This is a genomic window from Kyrpidia tusciae DSM 2912, from assembly GCF_000092905.1.
GTDB lineage: Bacteria > Bacillota > Bacilli > Kyrpidiales > Kyrpidiaceae > Kyrpidia > Kyrpidia tusciae.
The window spans coordinates 3,124,287-3,138,296 of sequence record NC_014098.1 but is presented as its reverse complement, the minus strand read 5'-3'; the positions used below and the strand labels follow the sequence as shown (position 1 = coordinate 3,138,296).

Annotated in this window: 14 protein-coding genes; 11 read left to right on the top strand and 3 right to left on the bottom strand. The window is 57.7% G+C overall.

The features are described from left to right. Window positions 1–224: 224 nt before the first annotated feature. Window positions 225–1,127: a LysR family transcriptional regulator gene (locus BTUS_RS15300; protein WP_013076970.1), complete on the bottom strand. Its 903-nt coding sequence runs from the start codon at window positions 1,125–1,127 to the stop codon at window positions 225–227. Between the two features lie 166 nt (window positions 1,128–1,293). Between BTUS_RS15300 and BTUS_RS15295 the strand changes: the two genes are divergently transcribed. From BTUS_RS15295 to BTUS_RS17160, 9 genes are all read left to right on the top strand, one after another. Continuing rightward, window positions 1,294–2,208, top strand: coding sequence for a branched-chain amino acid ABC transporter permease (locus BTUS_RS15295; RefSeq protein ID WP_052300666.1), 915 nt, complete (start codon window positions 1,294–1,296; stop codon window positions 2,206–2,208). A 45-nt stretch (window positions 2,209–2,253) separates the two neighbouring features. After that, window positions 2,254–3,108, top strand: a complete 855-nt coding sequence (locus BTUS_RS15290; RefSeq protein ID WP_013076968.1) for an ABC transporter ATP-binding protein — start codon at window positions 2,254–2,256, stop codon at window positions 3,106–3,108. Beyond that, complete coding sequence (locus BTUS_RS15285; RefSeq protein ID WP_013076967.1) at window positions 3,092–3,802, top strand: ABC transporter ATP-binding protein; 711 nt, start codon at window positions 3,092–3,094, stop codon at window positions 3,800–3,802. The genes BTUS_RS15290 and BTUS_RS15285 overlap by 17 nt, the downstream gene beginning before the upstream one ends. Window positions 3,803–3,825: 23 nt before the next feature. After that, window positions 3,826–4,857 (top strand): branched-chain amino acid ABC transporter permease, encoded by a 1,032-nt coding sequence (locus BTUS_RS15280; RefSeq protein WP_013076966.1) that lies wholly within the window; start codon window positions 3,826–3,828, stop codon window positions 4,855–4,857. Between the two features lie 24 nt (window positions 4,858–4,881). Beyond that, a complete protein-coding gene (locus BTUS_RS15275; protein ID WP_245543425.1) occupies window positions 4,882–6,042 on the top strand; it encodes a branched-chain amino acid ABC transporter substrate-binding protein in 1,161 nt (386 codons plus the stop codon). A gap of 29 nt (window positions 6,043–6,071) precedes the next feature. Beyond that, entirely contained in the window at window positions 6,072–6,482 is a 411-nt protein-coding gene (locus BTUS_RS15270; RefSeq protein WP_013076964.1) for a RidA family protein, read from the top strand. A 39-nt stretch (window positions 6,483–6,521) separates the two neighbouring features. After that, window positions 6,522–7,865, top strand: coding sequence for an LLM class flavin-dependent oxidoreductase (locus BTUS_RS15265; RefSeq protein ID WP_013076963.1), 1,344 nt, complete (start codon window positions 6,522–6,524; stop codon window positions 7,863–7,865). A 32-nt stretch (window positions 7,866–7,897) separates the two neighbouring features. Further along, window positions 7,898–8,884, top strand: a complete 987-nt coding sequence (locus BTUS_RS15260; protein WP_013076962.1) for a 2-hydroxyacid dehydrogenase — start codon at window positions 7,898–7,900, stop codon at window positions 8,882–8,884. Window positions 8,885–8,946: 62 nt separating this feature from the next. Then, on the top strand, window positions 8,947–9,630 hold the full coding sequence (locus tag BTUS_RS17160) for a flavin reductase (RefSeq protein ID WP_013076961.1): 684 nt from the start codon (window positions 8,947–8,949) through the stop codon (window positions 9,628–9,630). Window positions 9,631–9,723: 93 nt separating this feature from the next. Here the strand turns inward: BTUS_RS17160 and BTUS_RS15245 are convergent, their stop codons facing one another. Together BTUS_RS15245 and BTUS_RS18560 are read right to left on the bottom strand one after the other, a co-directional pair. After that, window positions 9,724–10,308, bottom strand: a complete 585-nt coding sequence (locus BTUS_RS15245; protein ID WP_013076960.1) for an enoyl-CoA hydratase-related protein — start codon at window positions 10,306–10,308, stop codon at window positions 9,724–9,726. 179 nt (window positions 10,309–10,487) lie between these two features. Further along, entirely contained in the window at window positions 10,488–10,631 is a 144-nt protein-coding gene (locus BTUS_RS18560; RefSeq protein WP_013076959.1) for a hypothetical protein, read from the bottom strand. A 152-nt stretch (window positions 10,632–10,783) separates the two neighbouring features. Here BTUS_RS18560 and BTUS_RS17155 point away from each other — a divergent pair, with 152 nt between their 5' ends. Next, window positions 10,784–12,595: a sigma-54 interaction domain-containing protein gene (locus BTUS_RS17155; protein ID WP_013076958.1), complete on the top strand. Its 1,812-nt coding sequence runs from the start codon at window positions 10,784–10,786 to the stop codon at window positions 12,593–12,595. 308 nt (window positions 12,596–12,903) lie between these two features. After that, complete coding sequence (locus BTUS_RS15235; protein ID WP_013076957.1) at window positions 12,904–13,995, top strand: tartrate dehydrogenase; 1,092 nt, start codon at window positions 12,904–12,906, stop codon at window positions 13,993–13,995. Window positions 13,996–14,010: the final 15 nt, after the last annotated feature.

Genomic DNA, 14,010 nt, shown 5'->3' with positions numbered 1-14,010 from the left:
TCCGACGGTGATGAGGGGGGCGTTCCCGGTCGCGGCAGGGCAGGCCGCCTGCCCCGGTCCGGCACGGCTTCAAACGAAACCAGGGCCCGGGAACGCCGTCACGCGCGGTGCTTCCCGATGGGCCGAGGAAATTCGGAGGAAACTGATGCAATAATCACTCTCTTCTACAAAGAGGTTTTTTTATGCCCGGGGACAGGTGACGGTGCGAATCAGGCTGTAACGCATTAAGTTTCGCTAAAAAATGATGTCATTTCATCGATAATGCTTTTGATATCGGGGATTTTGGCGCTATCGACGGTGCTGTAGGCGGCGAATGTTTGAAAGGGCTTCATGGGTTCGGGGCGTATCGGAAATGAAACCAATTCGCCGGTTTGAAGTTCCATTTCGATGAAACGGTTGGGAAGCAGGCTGACTCCGATCCCGCCCTTCAGAATTCCAATAATCGTATTGATCTCATTGATCTCGATCAACTCGACATAGCGGAGTTGTCGTTTGCGGAATTCGTTGTCGATTTGAATGCGGTATGCGGTGTTTTTTCCGAACAACACCAAAGGTTCCGCGGCCACCTGCGCGAGGGAGACGGATTTGTCGGTCTGTCTCGCCAATGGATAGAACGGGGCCATCACGGCGGAAACCTCCTGCTCGTCAATCTTGTGAAAGGCAATTTGCGGATTGACAACTTCGTACGCCGTGATCCCCAAGTCGATGGCGTGGTTTTGGATCTCGTCGATAATATTGCTGGTCAAAATGTTGGTGAAAGAGAAGCTCATGTAAGGAAATCGCTCAATCAGTCGGGGAAGGAGCCTGGGCATGACGCTGGTAAAAAAAGCAAAAGGAATCCCGATGCGGAAGGTTTTCTTCAAGTTTTCTCGATAATTCCTCAGGTTGTGATTCAACTCCGCCCACTGGGAGACGATGGATGCCACATAGGGCAAAGCCATTTTCCCGAATTCGGTGAGACGAACTCCCCGTGAATCCCGTTCAAAAAGCTGCCCCCCCAATTCTTGCTCCAAGCTTCGAATGCGGTTGGACAAGGTGGGTTGAGGAAGGAAAAGGTTTTCCGCCGCCCTGGAAAAATTGCGTGTTTTTTCGACCTCGATGAAGGTGAGGAGTTGGTCCAGGTTCATCGACATCCTCTCCTTTGTGGGGATTATTCATCAAACGAATCGGGCGATCGAAATCCTGTAGTTTTATTGTAATTAAACATGACGTATAATCCAAGGTGTAGTCGGTTATATGTTAGATTATTGATCAAGGAAGACTCGCTTTCAGACGACATTCTCGTAAGGAGGGGTGCTTCGAATTGTGAATGTCATGTTTATTTTCCAGAATGTTATCAACGGTGTAACGATCGGATCGATCTATGCGTTGATGGCTCTGGGGTATACATTGGTCTACAGTGCAAGTCGTCTGGTGAATTTTGCTCAAGGTGAAGGATACATGCTCGGAGCATTTGCCACTCTTTTCGCGTTAGTGGCCGTCCCTGAGCAGAGTCCCGCCTTCGTCCGGGCCATTGCATCGGGAGTGGCGGCCATGGTTGCGGCGGTCTTGTTGGGGTGGGCCACGGAGCGCTTCGTTTTCCGCCCGCTGCGAAACGCGCCGCCGTTTATACCGGTCATGGCGTCCCTGGGTTTGGCGATTGCGATTGAAAACACAGTGTTAAACCTGTTTGGCGCAGGGTTCAACAATGTGCCCGCTTTGTGGCCGTTGACCGGCATTCAGATGGCCGATGTTCGAATGTCCTATGTCCAATTGGTGATGTTGAGCGTCGCCGTGCTGTTGATGGTTCTTCTCGATCGATTCCTCCGCAGCACTCTCCCGGGGAAAGCCTTGCGGGCCGTGGCACAGGATCCCACGGCGGCCCGCCTGATGGGCATCTCCACGGAAGCGGCCGTGGCCCTGGTGTTTGTGGTGGCCGCCGGTCTCAGCGGAGTATCGGGGTATTTCGTCGCCTTGTATTACGGATCCGTGAACTTCTACATGGGATTTCAGGCCGGCATTAACGGCTTTGCCGCCGCGATATTTGGCGGGTTCGGCAATGTCAAAGGGGCGATCGTCGGAGGAATTCTGCTCGGAATTTTCGAAGCGTTCGGCAGTTCGTTGGTGCCCGCCGAATGGAAGGGCGTGATCGCCTATGTCCTGCTGCTGCTGGTGATCCTGATCCGACCGCAGGGAATCTTCGGCGAAGCGTTGCCTGAGCGGCTGTAGGCGGAGGAAACCGGTGAAACGGAAGATGCGGAGGAGGGAACGGCGGTGAACAGCGACAGACCGGTCTTGGAAGCGAAAGAACTCACGAAGCAGTTTTCCGGGTTCGTGGCTTTGAAAGATTTCTCGGTTCAAATTCCCAAAGGGAGCATTACAGCGGTGATCGGCCCCAACGGGGCGGGGAAAAGTACGTTTTTTCACCTGGTGACAGGTCTTCACGCACCAACTTCGGGCAAGGTCCTCCACAACGGAGAGGACATGACCGCTTTGCCGCCGAGCCAAAGGGTCAGCCGCGGAATTGCCAGAACGTTTCAGGGAGTTCGGCTCTTTCCGGCGATGACAGTATTGGAAAACGTCTTGGTTGCCTGCCGAGGGCAGGGCCGGGGCGGCGTGGGGAATGCCCTGTTTCGCCCCAGGGCCTTCCGCCGGGCAGAGCGACAGCGGATCGAATGGGCGTACAGCTGCCTGTCTTTCGTGAGCCCCTCTTTATACAGACGAGCCAACGAATTGGCCTTTCATCTGCCCTACGGAGAACAACGCCGGGTAGAACTGGCGAGAGCTTTGGCGACCCAGCCGGAGGTTCTGATTCTGGATGAACCTGCGGCCGGGTTGAGCCAGGTGGAGCGAAAGGAATTGTCTTCCTTTCTTGAACGGATTGCAGCCCGCGGCATCACAGTGGTTTTAATCGAGCATGACATGCGTCTGGTGATGTCCTTGGCGGAGCGGGTGGTGGTGCTCAACCACGGAGTGAAGATTGCCGAAGGATCTCCGGCCGAGGTGCGGCAGGATCCGCAGGTGATTGCGTCGTACTTAGGAACTTCCGGATTCGAACAGGCCCCGGTGGGGACTGTGGACGGCGCACCCGGGTTGCGGGAAGGGGATCGGTATGCCGTCGCTCCTTGAAGTGCGCCATCTGAATGTCCGATACGGCGGCGTACGAGCGGTTCAGGACGTCGGGTTCACGATGAAGGAAGGCGAGTGGGTGGCCCTCATCGGTGCCAATGGAGCCGGAAAGAGTACAACATTGAATGCGATTTCCGGGGTGGTTTCGTACGACGGGGATATCGTTTTTGAGGGGGTTTCTCTCCGCAAACGGAAGGCCGAAAGCATTGTTCGCACGGGCATTGTTCAGGTGCCGGAAGGACGGCGCGTGTTCCCTGGGATGTCGGTTCTCGAAAATCTGGAACTCGGCGGTTATGCCCGGAGAAGAGAAGGGCGCATGAAACGGAACATGGAGCGGGTCCTGGATATGTTTCCGAGACTGCGTGAACGTTCGAAACAGTTGGCGGGCACGTTGAGCGGTGGAGAGCAACAAATGTTGGCGCTGGGGCGCGCTCTCATGGCCGAGCCGAAGCTGATGATGTTGGATGAACCTTCTTTGGGCCTGGCTCCTCTGGTGATTGATCAGATTTTTGAGGCTCTGACGCAGATCCGGCACCAACGCGTTTCCATCCTCTTGGTTGAGCAAAATGCGGCCAAAGCCCTCGAGTTTGCCGATCGATGCTATCTCTTGGAGACGGGGCGGGTGGTCATGTCGGGAACTGCCGAAGAAATGCGAAAAAATCCGGTGGTCCAGGAGGTTTACCTCGGCATGTAAACCAATGGGAAAGGAAGACGAATGTGTGGATCGAACAGCAACAGCGAAATCGAAACCTCCTCAAATGGGTGTCCCTAGCGGCATTGCTGTTGGCAGCCGCGATCTGGCCGTGGTGGGTTGACGATCGTTTTCTGCTGAACGTCATGATCAATGTGTTGCTGTACATGGTGCTTGGGATGGGCATGCACCTCATCTTCGGCACCGCCGGCCTTCCCTTTCTGGGATATGCCGGCTTCTACGGGATTGGCGCCTATACTGCCGCACTGTTGATGACGCGGGGAGTGTCCTTTTGGGCGGCCTTGCCGGCGTCCGTGGCTGCCGTTTGCCTCGTCGCCCTGTTGTTTGGAGCGCCGATTCTGCGCCTGAGAGGGGAATATTTTATGCTCGGATCTCTGGCGCTGGGTGAAATCATCCACCTGACGATCAACAATTTAGATATCACAGGGGGGCCGAACGGAATTGTCGGCATACCCAAACCGCGGTGGTTTGGAGGGACATTGAGTCAGCCCGCTGATTTTTACTACCTGCTTCTGGTGGTTGTCCTGGTGTCGATCGCCCTTCTGACCTATTTGCAAAAGTCGACGGTGGGCCGATCCTGGCTGGCGCTCCGGGAAGACGAATTGGCGGCCGAAGCGGTGGGGGTTCCCACCTACAGGAGAAAACTGCAACTTTTTGTTCTTGGTTCCGCCTGGGCGGGAGTGGCCGGGGCCTTTCTGGCGGCAAGGATGGGGATCGTGACCCCGGGATCCTTTACCCTCATGAATTCGGTGCAGATGATTGGGATCATCATTGTCGGCGGCATGGGGAGTTTACCGGGGGTTGTGCTCGGTACGGTCCTGATGATCGGGCTGCCCGAATTCGTCCGGGCACTGGCGGATTGGCGGCTGGTGATCTTCGGGGTGGCCATTATGGCGGTTCTCCGCTTTCGACCCCGGGGCATTTGGCCGACAAAGCCGTGGATTGTTCCGCTCCCGGCTACGATTCCCGGAAGTGAACGGGCGACCGACCCGGCTGCCGTGGAAGGACAGGGTGGCGTTCGGACTCGAGGATACTGACACGGGAGGAACAATCTTGTGGAAATGAAAGCAACACCACGCAAAATCTTGTTCACGGCCATAGGGCTTCTTGCGGCTGTGGGATCCATCGTCGGTTGTGGCTCGGGCAGCAGTACCACCAATGATGCGCAGGGGGACGCGGCACCGGTCAAAATCGGGTTGAGCGCGCCTCTCAGCGGGTCGACCGCGTCATGGGGAACCGACTATCGAGACGCTGCGGCCCTGGCCATTGAGGAGATCAATCAGTCCGGGGGAATTCTTGGGCACCCTATCCAATTCGTCGCCGAGGATGACACCATGTCCAATGAAGGGGCATTGAATGTGGCCAGTCGGCTTGTTGACGAGAAGGTCATTGCCGTACTCGGCCCGTTGTCCAGTTCCACCGCCATGGCGACCGAGCAAGTCTATTCCCAAGGGGGCGTTCTGATGTTTCCGCCCGCGAGCAATCCCAAGTTGACACAAATGGGATTTGACAACGTGTTTCGGATGTCCCCGAAGGACGATCAGTTTGGCGCCATGGATGCCAAGGTGGCGGCGGAAAGACTCGGGGCAAAAACGGCGGCGGTCATTCACGACAACAGCACCTATTCGAAAGGGTTGGCGACGTATTTCAAAGATGCATTCGAACAAATGGGCGGCAAAGTGGTCGATTTTGAAGCGATCACGCCGGGGGAAAAGGACTATTCTCCGGTGTTGACCAAGATCAAGTCAATGAATCCGGACCTGTTTTATTACTCCGGATACTACCCTGAGGGGGCGGCTCTCGTGAAACAGGGGAAAGCCCTGGGGTTGGAGACCCAATATCTGATGGGAAACAGCAACTATGATCAGCAGTTCATTGCCTTGGCGGGACCTGCCGCAGAGAATGTCGTCATGGAAACGCTGACGCCGGTCACGCTGATTTCCAGTGATCAAGCGCAAAAATACGTGGCGCGCTACAAGGAGAAATACGGAAAAGAACCGGGATTCTTGGGACACCTCGCGTACGACAGTGTCCACATCCTGAAGCAGGCGATCGAGAAGGCCCATTCTCTCTCTTTTGACGCCATCAAAACGGTGCTTCGGGATCCGGGGGGATTTCAAGGGATCGCTGGAAAAATCACTTTTGATAAGAATGGAGACATTCAAGGATCCCCCTCCATCATTTTAACGGTGAAAAACGGGAAGTTTGTTCCATACCAATAATCTATAAACCAAGAAAGGAAGGGCGGCTGATGATGTTAAAATTGCTTGGACCGGTGGACGCGTTTCAGGTCCTGAATGAAAAATTTCAGTTGCGTACGACCCCGGTGGTGCAGATCGGAGAGATATTCTTGATCAGCGGTATGACGGGGTTGGATCCGGCCACCGGGGAAGTGGCGCATGAGGCGGACTTCAAGGAGCACGCCCGCACGGCCCTCGACAACGTCGACAAGATGCTGCGGGCGGCCGGGCTGAACTTGGACCATGTGGTGAAAGTGAAGGCCTATCTGAAGAACACCGAAGATTTCCCTGTGTGGAACGAACTGTTTTACGAATGTTTCACCGAGCCTTATCCGGCTCGGACGACGGTGGGAGCGCCTTTGGTGGTGGGCCTGATCGAAGTCGAAGTTGTGGCGACAACGCAACCCCGGGTTGTTCGTTGAACGCGGACGAAAACAGGATGACGGTGGAGGGAAAAGATCATGAAACACATGCATTTAGTTGCGTACTTGTATCTGAGCCCGACGAATCATCATCACGGGATGTGGCGTCACCCGGCGACTCACCGCAATCTTTTTGCGGTTGAGTTATATCAGCAGATCGGCCGGGTTTTGGAACAAGGAAAGTTTGACATGTTGTTTTTTCCCGACGTGTTGTGCGTCTACGGCGGTTTTCAAGGAGGGTACGAGGTCGGGGTGAAGTACGGGGGACAGGGATCGATGTCGCTGGATCCGGTTTCTGTCTTGGCGATGGTCGCGACGGCGACGGAGAGGTTGGGCTTGGGAGCGACGTTGTCCACGACCTTCTATGCTCCGTTTTATATCGCTCGGACGCTCTGCACATTGGATCACTTGACCAAAGGACGCATCGCGTGGAACATTGTGACGTCCAGCACCCATGCCGAGGCGCAAAACTTCGGTTTTGAGCGGATTCCCGATCGCGACAAGCGGTACGATCGGGCGGATGAATTCCTTGAAGTTTGCTTAAAACTGTGGGACAGTTGGGAGGAAGACGCGATCGTGATGGACCGGGAAACCGGCGTGTACGCCGATCCGTCCAAGGTTCACGCGGTTGATCACGCGGGAACGTGGTTAAAAGTAAAAGGCCCGCTCACCTTGCCCCGCGGTCCTCAGGGATATCCGGTGCTCATGCAGGCGGGATCCTCGGAGAGGGGGAGAGAATTCGCAGCCCGGTGGGGCGAGGTGATCTTCACGCTCCACCACCGGGTGGAAGAGATGAAAAACTTCTATCGGGACGTGAAATCTCGGATGGCCAGATACGGGCGCGAGCCGGAGGAGTGCGCCATTCTGCCGGCCCTGCAAGTCATTGTCGGCGAGACGGAGGCGCTCGCCAGGGAGAAGGCGGATTTTGTCAATGAGCTGGTGCATCCGGTTGTCGGCTTATCGACCATGTCCAGTCATATCGGCATTGATCTGTCCAAATACCCTTTGGACGAACCGATTCGCCAGGTCTATCTTGAAGAGGGATCCCGTGGTTCCTTTGACGTGATCCTTCAGGGAACCCAGAGCGAAAATCTGAGCTTGGGCGACGCGGCCAAACGTTTTGCAACGAGTGAACTGACGCCGCAGTTGGTGGGGACGCCGGCCCAAGTGGCCGATGCCATGGAGGCGATGTTTCGGGAAGAAGCGTGCGACGGTTTTGTGCTCACTCCCTGCGTCTTGCCGGGCAGTTTTGAAGACTTTGTTCGGCTGGTGGTGCCGGAGCTGCAACGGCGCGGCATATTCCGGAAAGAGTACACGGGAGTGACGTTGCGGGATCATCTGGGGCTGAGTCGGCCTGCCCCCAAGAGCATGGTTCACTCCTGAAAAGAGAGTTCGAAAGGAATGATCGAACCGCGATGTACAAGGTCGTAGTGGGTTTGGTCTCCAAGAATTGGGGGAATCTGCTGGAACAGTTGAGGGCAAAACTGCCCGAAGTCGGGGTGGATGTGGTGGAGAGGGATCAGTTGATCCGGCATCCCGAGTTGAAGGTGCTGATTCCCGGGGTGGAGCCCGTGAATCGGGATCTGCTGGAGGGCCTCCGAGAGGTGCGCCTGATTCATCAGGCGGGAGTGGGGGTGGACTCGGTGGATGTCGAGGCGGCCACGGAGCTTGGGGTGTGGGTGGCCAATGTCCCCTCCTACGGTTCCGGAAATGCGGAATCCGTGGCGGAAATCGCCTTATGGCACATGCTGACGCTCTCCCGAAGAATTCGACAGGCTCGCGAGCGGTTTTTGTCCGGCGATTGGGGCAATCCATTGGGTGTCTCCTTGCGGAATCGAACGGTCGGGATCTATGGCGTGGGGGGGATCGGAAAAGCTCTGGCCGAACGCCTGGTTCCTTTTGGCGTTCGGCTGATCGGGATCAAACGCAGCCCGGACCCTTCTCTGTCGGGTCTATTTGATTGGTTGGCCGGGCCGGAAGAGCGGGATCGGTTGCTCCAAGAGTCCGATTTTGTCGTGGTCACCGCTTCGGCCAATTCTCCGTCGGAGGTCATCCCGTTTACTGTGCGGGATTTTCTCCTGATGAAGCCGTCCGCTTATTTCATCAATGTTTCCCGGGGGATTTGGGTGGACGAAGAGGCGTTGTTGGCCGCACTGGACATGGGAGCGATCGCCGGTGCGGGTCTCGATGTGGTTCGGGAGGAACCGCCGCCGATTCCTTCCGCCTGGACAGCGGGAGGGAGGAACCTGCTCATCACGCCGCACATCGGGGGATGCACAGATCAGTCTTATGACGGCATTACGGACGTCATTCAAAGGAATGTTCGCCGGGTCTTGAGGGGAGATCCCCCGCTGACCGCTCTTAACCATCCCACACGGGTCACCGGCCGGGAAAGAAGGTAATCACCCGGAGAGAGTCGTGTCTTGATCGTTGCGATGGGGGCGGCTCGTAGGGGGAAAGGGGGATGGGTGTGTCGGTTTTACACATGCATATGGTGGTTGGAAATCCGAAGGCCCGTTCGCGGACGTGGGAGGCTGCTTCAGAGGTGGTCCGGCAGGTCGCCGAACGGGCCAAGACGTACGGATTCACCGTCGAGGAATCGCAGGAGGATCTGACGCTGTTGGGATCTGAGTTGGTCCAATGGCCCAGTCCGTCGGTGGAAGAGGCGCTGGGCAGAATCAGTGAGGTGGATTTCCTCGTCGTGGCGAGCCCCACCTTTAAAGCTTCGTATTCCGGGTTGTTAAAAATGTTTCTCGATCAGATGCCGCCGGGATTTTTGTCCGGAAAGACGGTGGTTCCGGTGATGGTGGGGGCTTCACCCCATCACGGGTTGGCGGTGGATGTTCTGTTGAGTCCTCAAGCCAAACGGTTCGGCATCAACATTCTGAGGGAGGATCAGGTATCGGTTTCCCGGCATTTTGCCGGGAAACCGGATCGGATGGTGGAAGAATCCTTGCCCTATCACTGGTGCGAGGATATACCTGTGTTATCCGATTGTTTGGCAAGTTTGGCCTGCCGACTTTGGGACAGTTATGATGGAGGAGATCACACGTTCTACGTGGGAGAAGTGGTGACTTTGCACCCGGGTGAGGGACGGCCGTTGCTGTTCTTTCACAGTGCGTATCGCAGGATTGGAGATGTCCTTTAGGGACAGGAGCGCGGGACACGGAAGTGTGTGCAAGCGTCAAGTTCAGTCTGCGGACGACGCTTTGGAATCGAATGTGCGTCAAATCGACTATGGTCATGTTTTTCCCCCGCGATCACTGAGTATGACGCTCGCGCACGGCATCTCCCTTGTGTCCCGAACGGGACTGACGCGTGGCAAAGGTGAGACGGCCGGGAAACAATCCGGACCGTACACCCAGTATCGGTCGGTCGGCGTGTCTTCGGCCGCTTCGCCCTCCATGATTCGGCGGACGCTGCGTTTGACAGCGACCACCGAAGCGTAGGATTGGCGGAGAACGGTGCGTGCCAAATCTACGGTGAAATCGGTCAGTTGCTCCGGGGGCACCACGTAGTTCAAGACCCCCATGGACAGGGCCGTCCGGGCATCGAGGATTCGGCCGGTATAGACGAGTTCACCACGATACAACCGACCGGACAACTTTTCAACAAGGGTTTGGTTCTGGACTTGGAAGACCATGACTTCCCCGTATTCCACCGCACTTTTCAGTTCCTTTATTCCGAACGCTCCTCGGTTTGCCATCACTTCGTTCCACACGGCCTGGGGTACGGTCACAGGTTCGAACAGTTGCCCTAACACACGGAAGAGACCAATGTAAGACAGGGCGATCATCGGGCTGGCATTACACACTGCTGCCTTCATGATGCTCATGCCCTGAATCGGACATAAATTCTTTTACAAATCCTGCATCATCCGCAAATTCGGCCTCATCGTAATGGATCCACGAAATGTTTCGTTGGCGTAAGATATCGATGTTTCGAACAGCCACAACAAGCTGTTTTAATCATCCAATCAGCGAAATGACGCAAGGTTCATACCATTTATGGGCCGATCTGAAACTCATTGTACAATCCCCCCATCGTACCGGGCGCCGTATGCCGCGCCCCCCCGGACACCAGTTTGGCTTCCTGAAAAATCGGACGACGAAGCATGTCTTTGATGCGAAAGGGCTCTCCGACGGTCATGGGCTCTCCCCCTTCTCTGAACATATCAAACCGGGACCGATGCGTTCACGGATGCGGCGATTTTTCTCGGAATTCGAGTTGTGGTGTAGAATGAGAGGAAACGTAGGGTCGTCGCAGAACCGGGACGCGTCGCTGAGAAAGGGGAGCGGTGCATGGATATCGGAATTGTCTGCCGATCGAAAGCGGAACGGAAGCGAATCGAGAAAGCGCTGCAGGAAGCGGGGGAGGAAGCGTTCGTGGCGGTCTGTAAAGGCGACCGTTCTCCTCCGGGCGAGGAGGGGCCGGCAGAATCCTCGGCCACCCTTTGGCTGGTGCCCGAAGGCCGGACCGCCCCCGGGCCCGGAATGCCTGTCATCCTCGACCCTGGTTTATGGGAACGATCCGAATATTTGGCCGCCCTGTGCGGAGCGGTCCGGCGGATGGACTCCCTGTACCCGATGCTTGAGCAACAGCTGCAATTTTACCGGACAATCGTGGATCTGTCCCACGACGGCATTATCGGTGTGAACAACGAAGGCCGGGTGGTGGTGTTCAATCCGGCGGCCGGAGAGATCCTGGGAATACCCGTTCAGGAGGCCCTGGGGAAAATCGTCACGGAATTCAACCCGGGTGCCGGACTTCCGCGGGTGCTGGAGCGAAAGACCCCGGAAAAAGATGAGCTGCGTCAGGTCGGCGGCCGGACGGTGGTGGCGAACCGGGCTCCGATCATCCGGCGGGGAGAGCTGATCGGGGCTGTGTCCACGTTCCGTGATGTCACCCAGCTGCAGCAATACGAACAGTCGATTCGCCGCAAGCTGCATCACCGGGGGCTCGCGGCGAAATGGACCTTGGAAGATATGGTGGCGGAGTCTCCGGCCATGCGGGAGTTGGTGGAATTGGCCCGAAGGTACGCAGGAGTCGATTCCACGGTGCTTTTGATGGGAGAATCAGGAACGGGGAAAGAGATTTTGGCCCAGGGGATCCATTCCGCCAGCCGTCGCAGGGGCGGCCCCTTTGTGGCTCTGAATTGTGCGGCGGTACCGGAGACGCTGTTGGAAAGTGAGTTGTTCGGTTATGAAGAAGGGTCGTTCACCGGGGCGCGAAAAGGAGGCAAGCAGGGTCTGTTCGAACTGGCGCACGGAGGAACGCTGTTTCTCGATGAAATCGGGGAGCTGCCCATCGCTCTTCAGGCCCGGCTCCTGCGGGTGTTGCAGGAACGGGAGGTGATGCGCTTAGGCGGTACCCGGGTGATTCCCGTGGATGTGCGCATCATTGCCGCGACAAACCAGGATTTGACATCCCTCATGGCACGGGGCATGTTTCGCCGGGATCTCTTTTTTCGGCTGGCCGTGCTGGTATTGTCCGTTCCGCCGTTGCGGGAACGGACCGAGGACATTCCGCACCTGGTGCGGGCGTTCGTGCGGGAATGGATAGAAGGGGGAGGCAAGCACATCCTCCCTCCGCCGGAGGAAGATTTGGAGCGCATGAAGGACTACCCGTGGCCCGGAAATGTGCGGGAATTGCGAAATCTGGTGGAACGGGCCATCGTCCTCTGTCACGCGGGACAGGCCCTTCGCCTGTTTCAGCCCGGGGTGTGGTTGCCGTTTCGGATGGAGGGGGCTCCGGCAAGGGACGCGGGTGACGTCGGAGAGGCTCCGGCCGCGAATGGTCCCGCCTGGGCCGAGACAATGCATTCCGAGGTGGACAGCGGGAGTTCGGAGATTGTTCCGGGGGTATCGCGAGACCCCGGCGGGGAACAGCCGCCCCGCGATGCGATGCCGCCCATCTTCCCGGATCGCTACTGGGGAGGCCGGGACAGGGAACGGGAGTGGGCCCGCATTTGCCGGGTGCTGGAGGAAGAAGGCGGGCGCATCGGACGGGCCGCCCGGCGTTTGGGGATGCACCGGACGACCTTGTGGCGGAAACTCCGCCGGCATGGGTGCGCGATGGGGCGGCCGGCGGAGCGGCGGGCAGACGGCCTCTAGCGCGCTCCGACGCGTCATTCATGTTCGCCGACCGATCCGGAACCGGGTTCACCTCCACATTGTCGGGGCGGCCTACTCGATCGTCCGCAACCGGATGAAACAAGATGCAACATTCGAATGTCGGACCGATTGGATAGGCTGTTGCGATGGGTTGCAATCTTCCTGGATTTGGATCGTGAATGACGAAAATTCGGCGTCTGTCCAGTGGTCGAGGAATTTCCACCATTGGCATTGTTCTTGCTTGTGATGGGGGCGTATCCACCGGTCGCATTCGAGCCGGGTGCGGCCGTATCGAAAGGGGGGCTCTTGTGCGGACCCACCGCATCGCTGTGATCCCGGGGGACGGGATCGGACCGGAAGTCGTCCGGGAAGGCGTGAAAGTTCTGGAGGCGGCCGCCGTCCGTGCCGGGATGTTCCGCCTGGAATTCGATTGGCTTCCCTGGAATTGCTCGTATTATCGGCGTCACGGCCGGATGATGCCGGCGGACGGCATCGAACAGTTGCGCACCTATGACGGCATCTATCTCGGAGCCGTCGGGGACCCCTCGGTGCCCGATCACGTGTCGGTTTGGCAGCTGATTCTGCCCATCCGGAAAGCTTTCCAACAATATGTCAACCTGCGACCGGCCAAGCTCCTGGCCGGGTTGGAGAGTCCCCTTCGCCACAAGGAGGCCCGGGACCTCGATTTTGTCATCGTCCGGGAAAACACCGAAGGGGAATACTCGGACATCGGCGGACGACTTCATCCCGGCACGCCGGTGGAGATGGCGGTGCAGACCAGTGTTTTCACCCGATACGGGATCGAACGGGTGGCCCGGTACGCCCTGTCTCTGGCCCGGAGGCGCCGGGGCCATGTGGCCGTGGCCACCAAATCGAACGGGTTGGCGCACACGATGCCCTACTGGGACGAGGTGATCCGGAGTTGCCGGGTGGAGTTTCCCGATGTCGATGTGTCCTTTTATCACGTCGACGCCCTGAGTACGCTTTTTGTGCTGCGGCCGGAGACTCTGGACGTGGTTCTGGCCACCAATCTCTTCGGCGACATCCTCTCCGACCTCGGGGCGGCGGTGGTCGGGGGGCTGGGCGTGGCTCCGGCGGGGAACATCAACCCGGAAAAGCGCTTCCCTTCGATGTTCGAGCCGGTGCACGGCTCGGCTCCGGACATCGCCGGCAAAGGCATCGCCAATCCGATTGCCGCCATCTGGAGCGGAGCCATGATGTTGGAGCATTTGGGGCACCCGGAGCCGGCGGCGGAGGTGGTGCGGGCGATCGAACAGGTCTTGGCGGAGGGCCGGGTGTGGACCCGGGATTTGGGCGGTACGGCGAGCACCGAAGAGGTGGGGGACGCTGTCGTCCGCGCCCTGGAGCACCCGCGACCGGTCGGGGCGAGACCGAGGTGAAAGGAGGGAAGCAAC

What these genes read in the sequence shown, in the direction of transcription:
- BTUS_RS15285 (WP_013076967.1), top strand. Translation starts at nt 3,092, where the DNA reads ATGCCGTCGCTCCTTGAAGTGCGCCATCTGAATGTCCGATACGGCGGC.
- BTUS_RS15300 (WP_013076970.1), bottom strand. Translation starts at nt 1,127, where the DNA reads ATGAACCTGGACCAACTCCTCACCTTCATCGAGGTCGAAAAAACACGC.
- BTUS_RS15275 (WP_245543425.1), top strand. Translation starts at nt 4,882, where the DNA reads ATGAAAGCAACACCACGCAAAATCTTGTTCACGGCCATAGGGCTTCTT.
- BTUS_RS17160 (WP_013076961.1), top strand. Translation starts at nt 8,947, where the DNA reads ATGGGTGTGTCGGTTTTACACATGCATATGGTGGTTGGAAATCCGAAG.
- BTUS_RS18560 (WP_013076959.1), bottom strand. Translation starts at nt 10,631, where the DNA reads ATGACCGTCGGAGAGCCCTTTCGCATCAAAGACATGCTTCGTCGTCCG.
- BTUS_RS15260 (WP_013076962.1), top strand. Translation starts at nt 7,898, where the DNA reads ATGTACAAGGTCGTAGTGGGTTTGGTCTCCAAGAATTGGGGGAATCTG.
- BTUS_RS15265 (WP_013076963.1), top strand. Translation starts at nt 6,522, where the DNA reads ATGAAACACATGCATTTAGTTGCGTACTTGTATCTGAGCCCGACGAAT.
- BTUS_RS15245 (WP_013076960.1), bottom strand. Translation starts at nt 10,308, where the DNA reads ATGAAGGCAGCAGTGTGTAATGCCAGCCCGATGATCGCCCTGTCTTAC.
- BTUS_RS17155 (WP_013076958.1), top strand. Translation starts at nt 10,784, where the DNA reads ATGGATATCGGAATTGTCTGCCGATCGAAAGCGGAACGGAAGCGAATC.
- BTUS_RS15270 (WP_013076964.1), top strand. Translation starts at nt 6,072, where the DNA reads ATGATGTTAAAATTGCTTGGACCGGTGGACGCGTTTCAGGTCCTGAAT.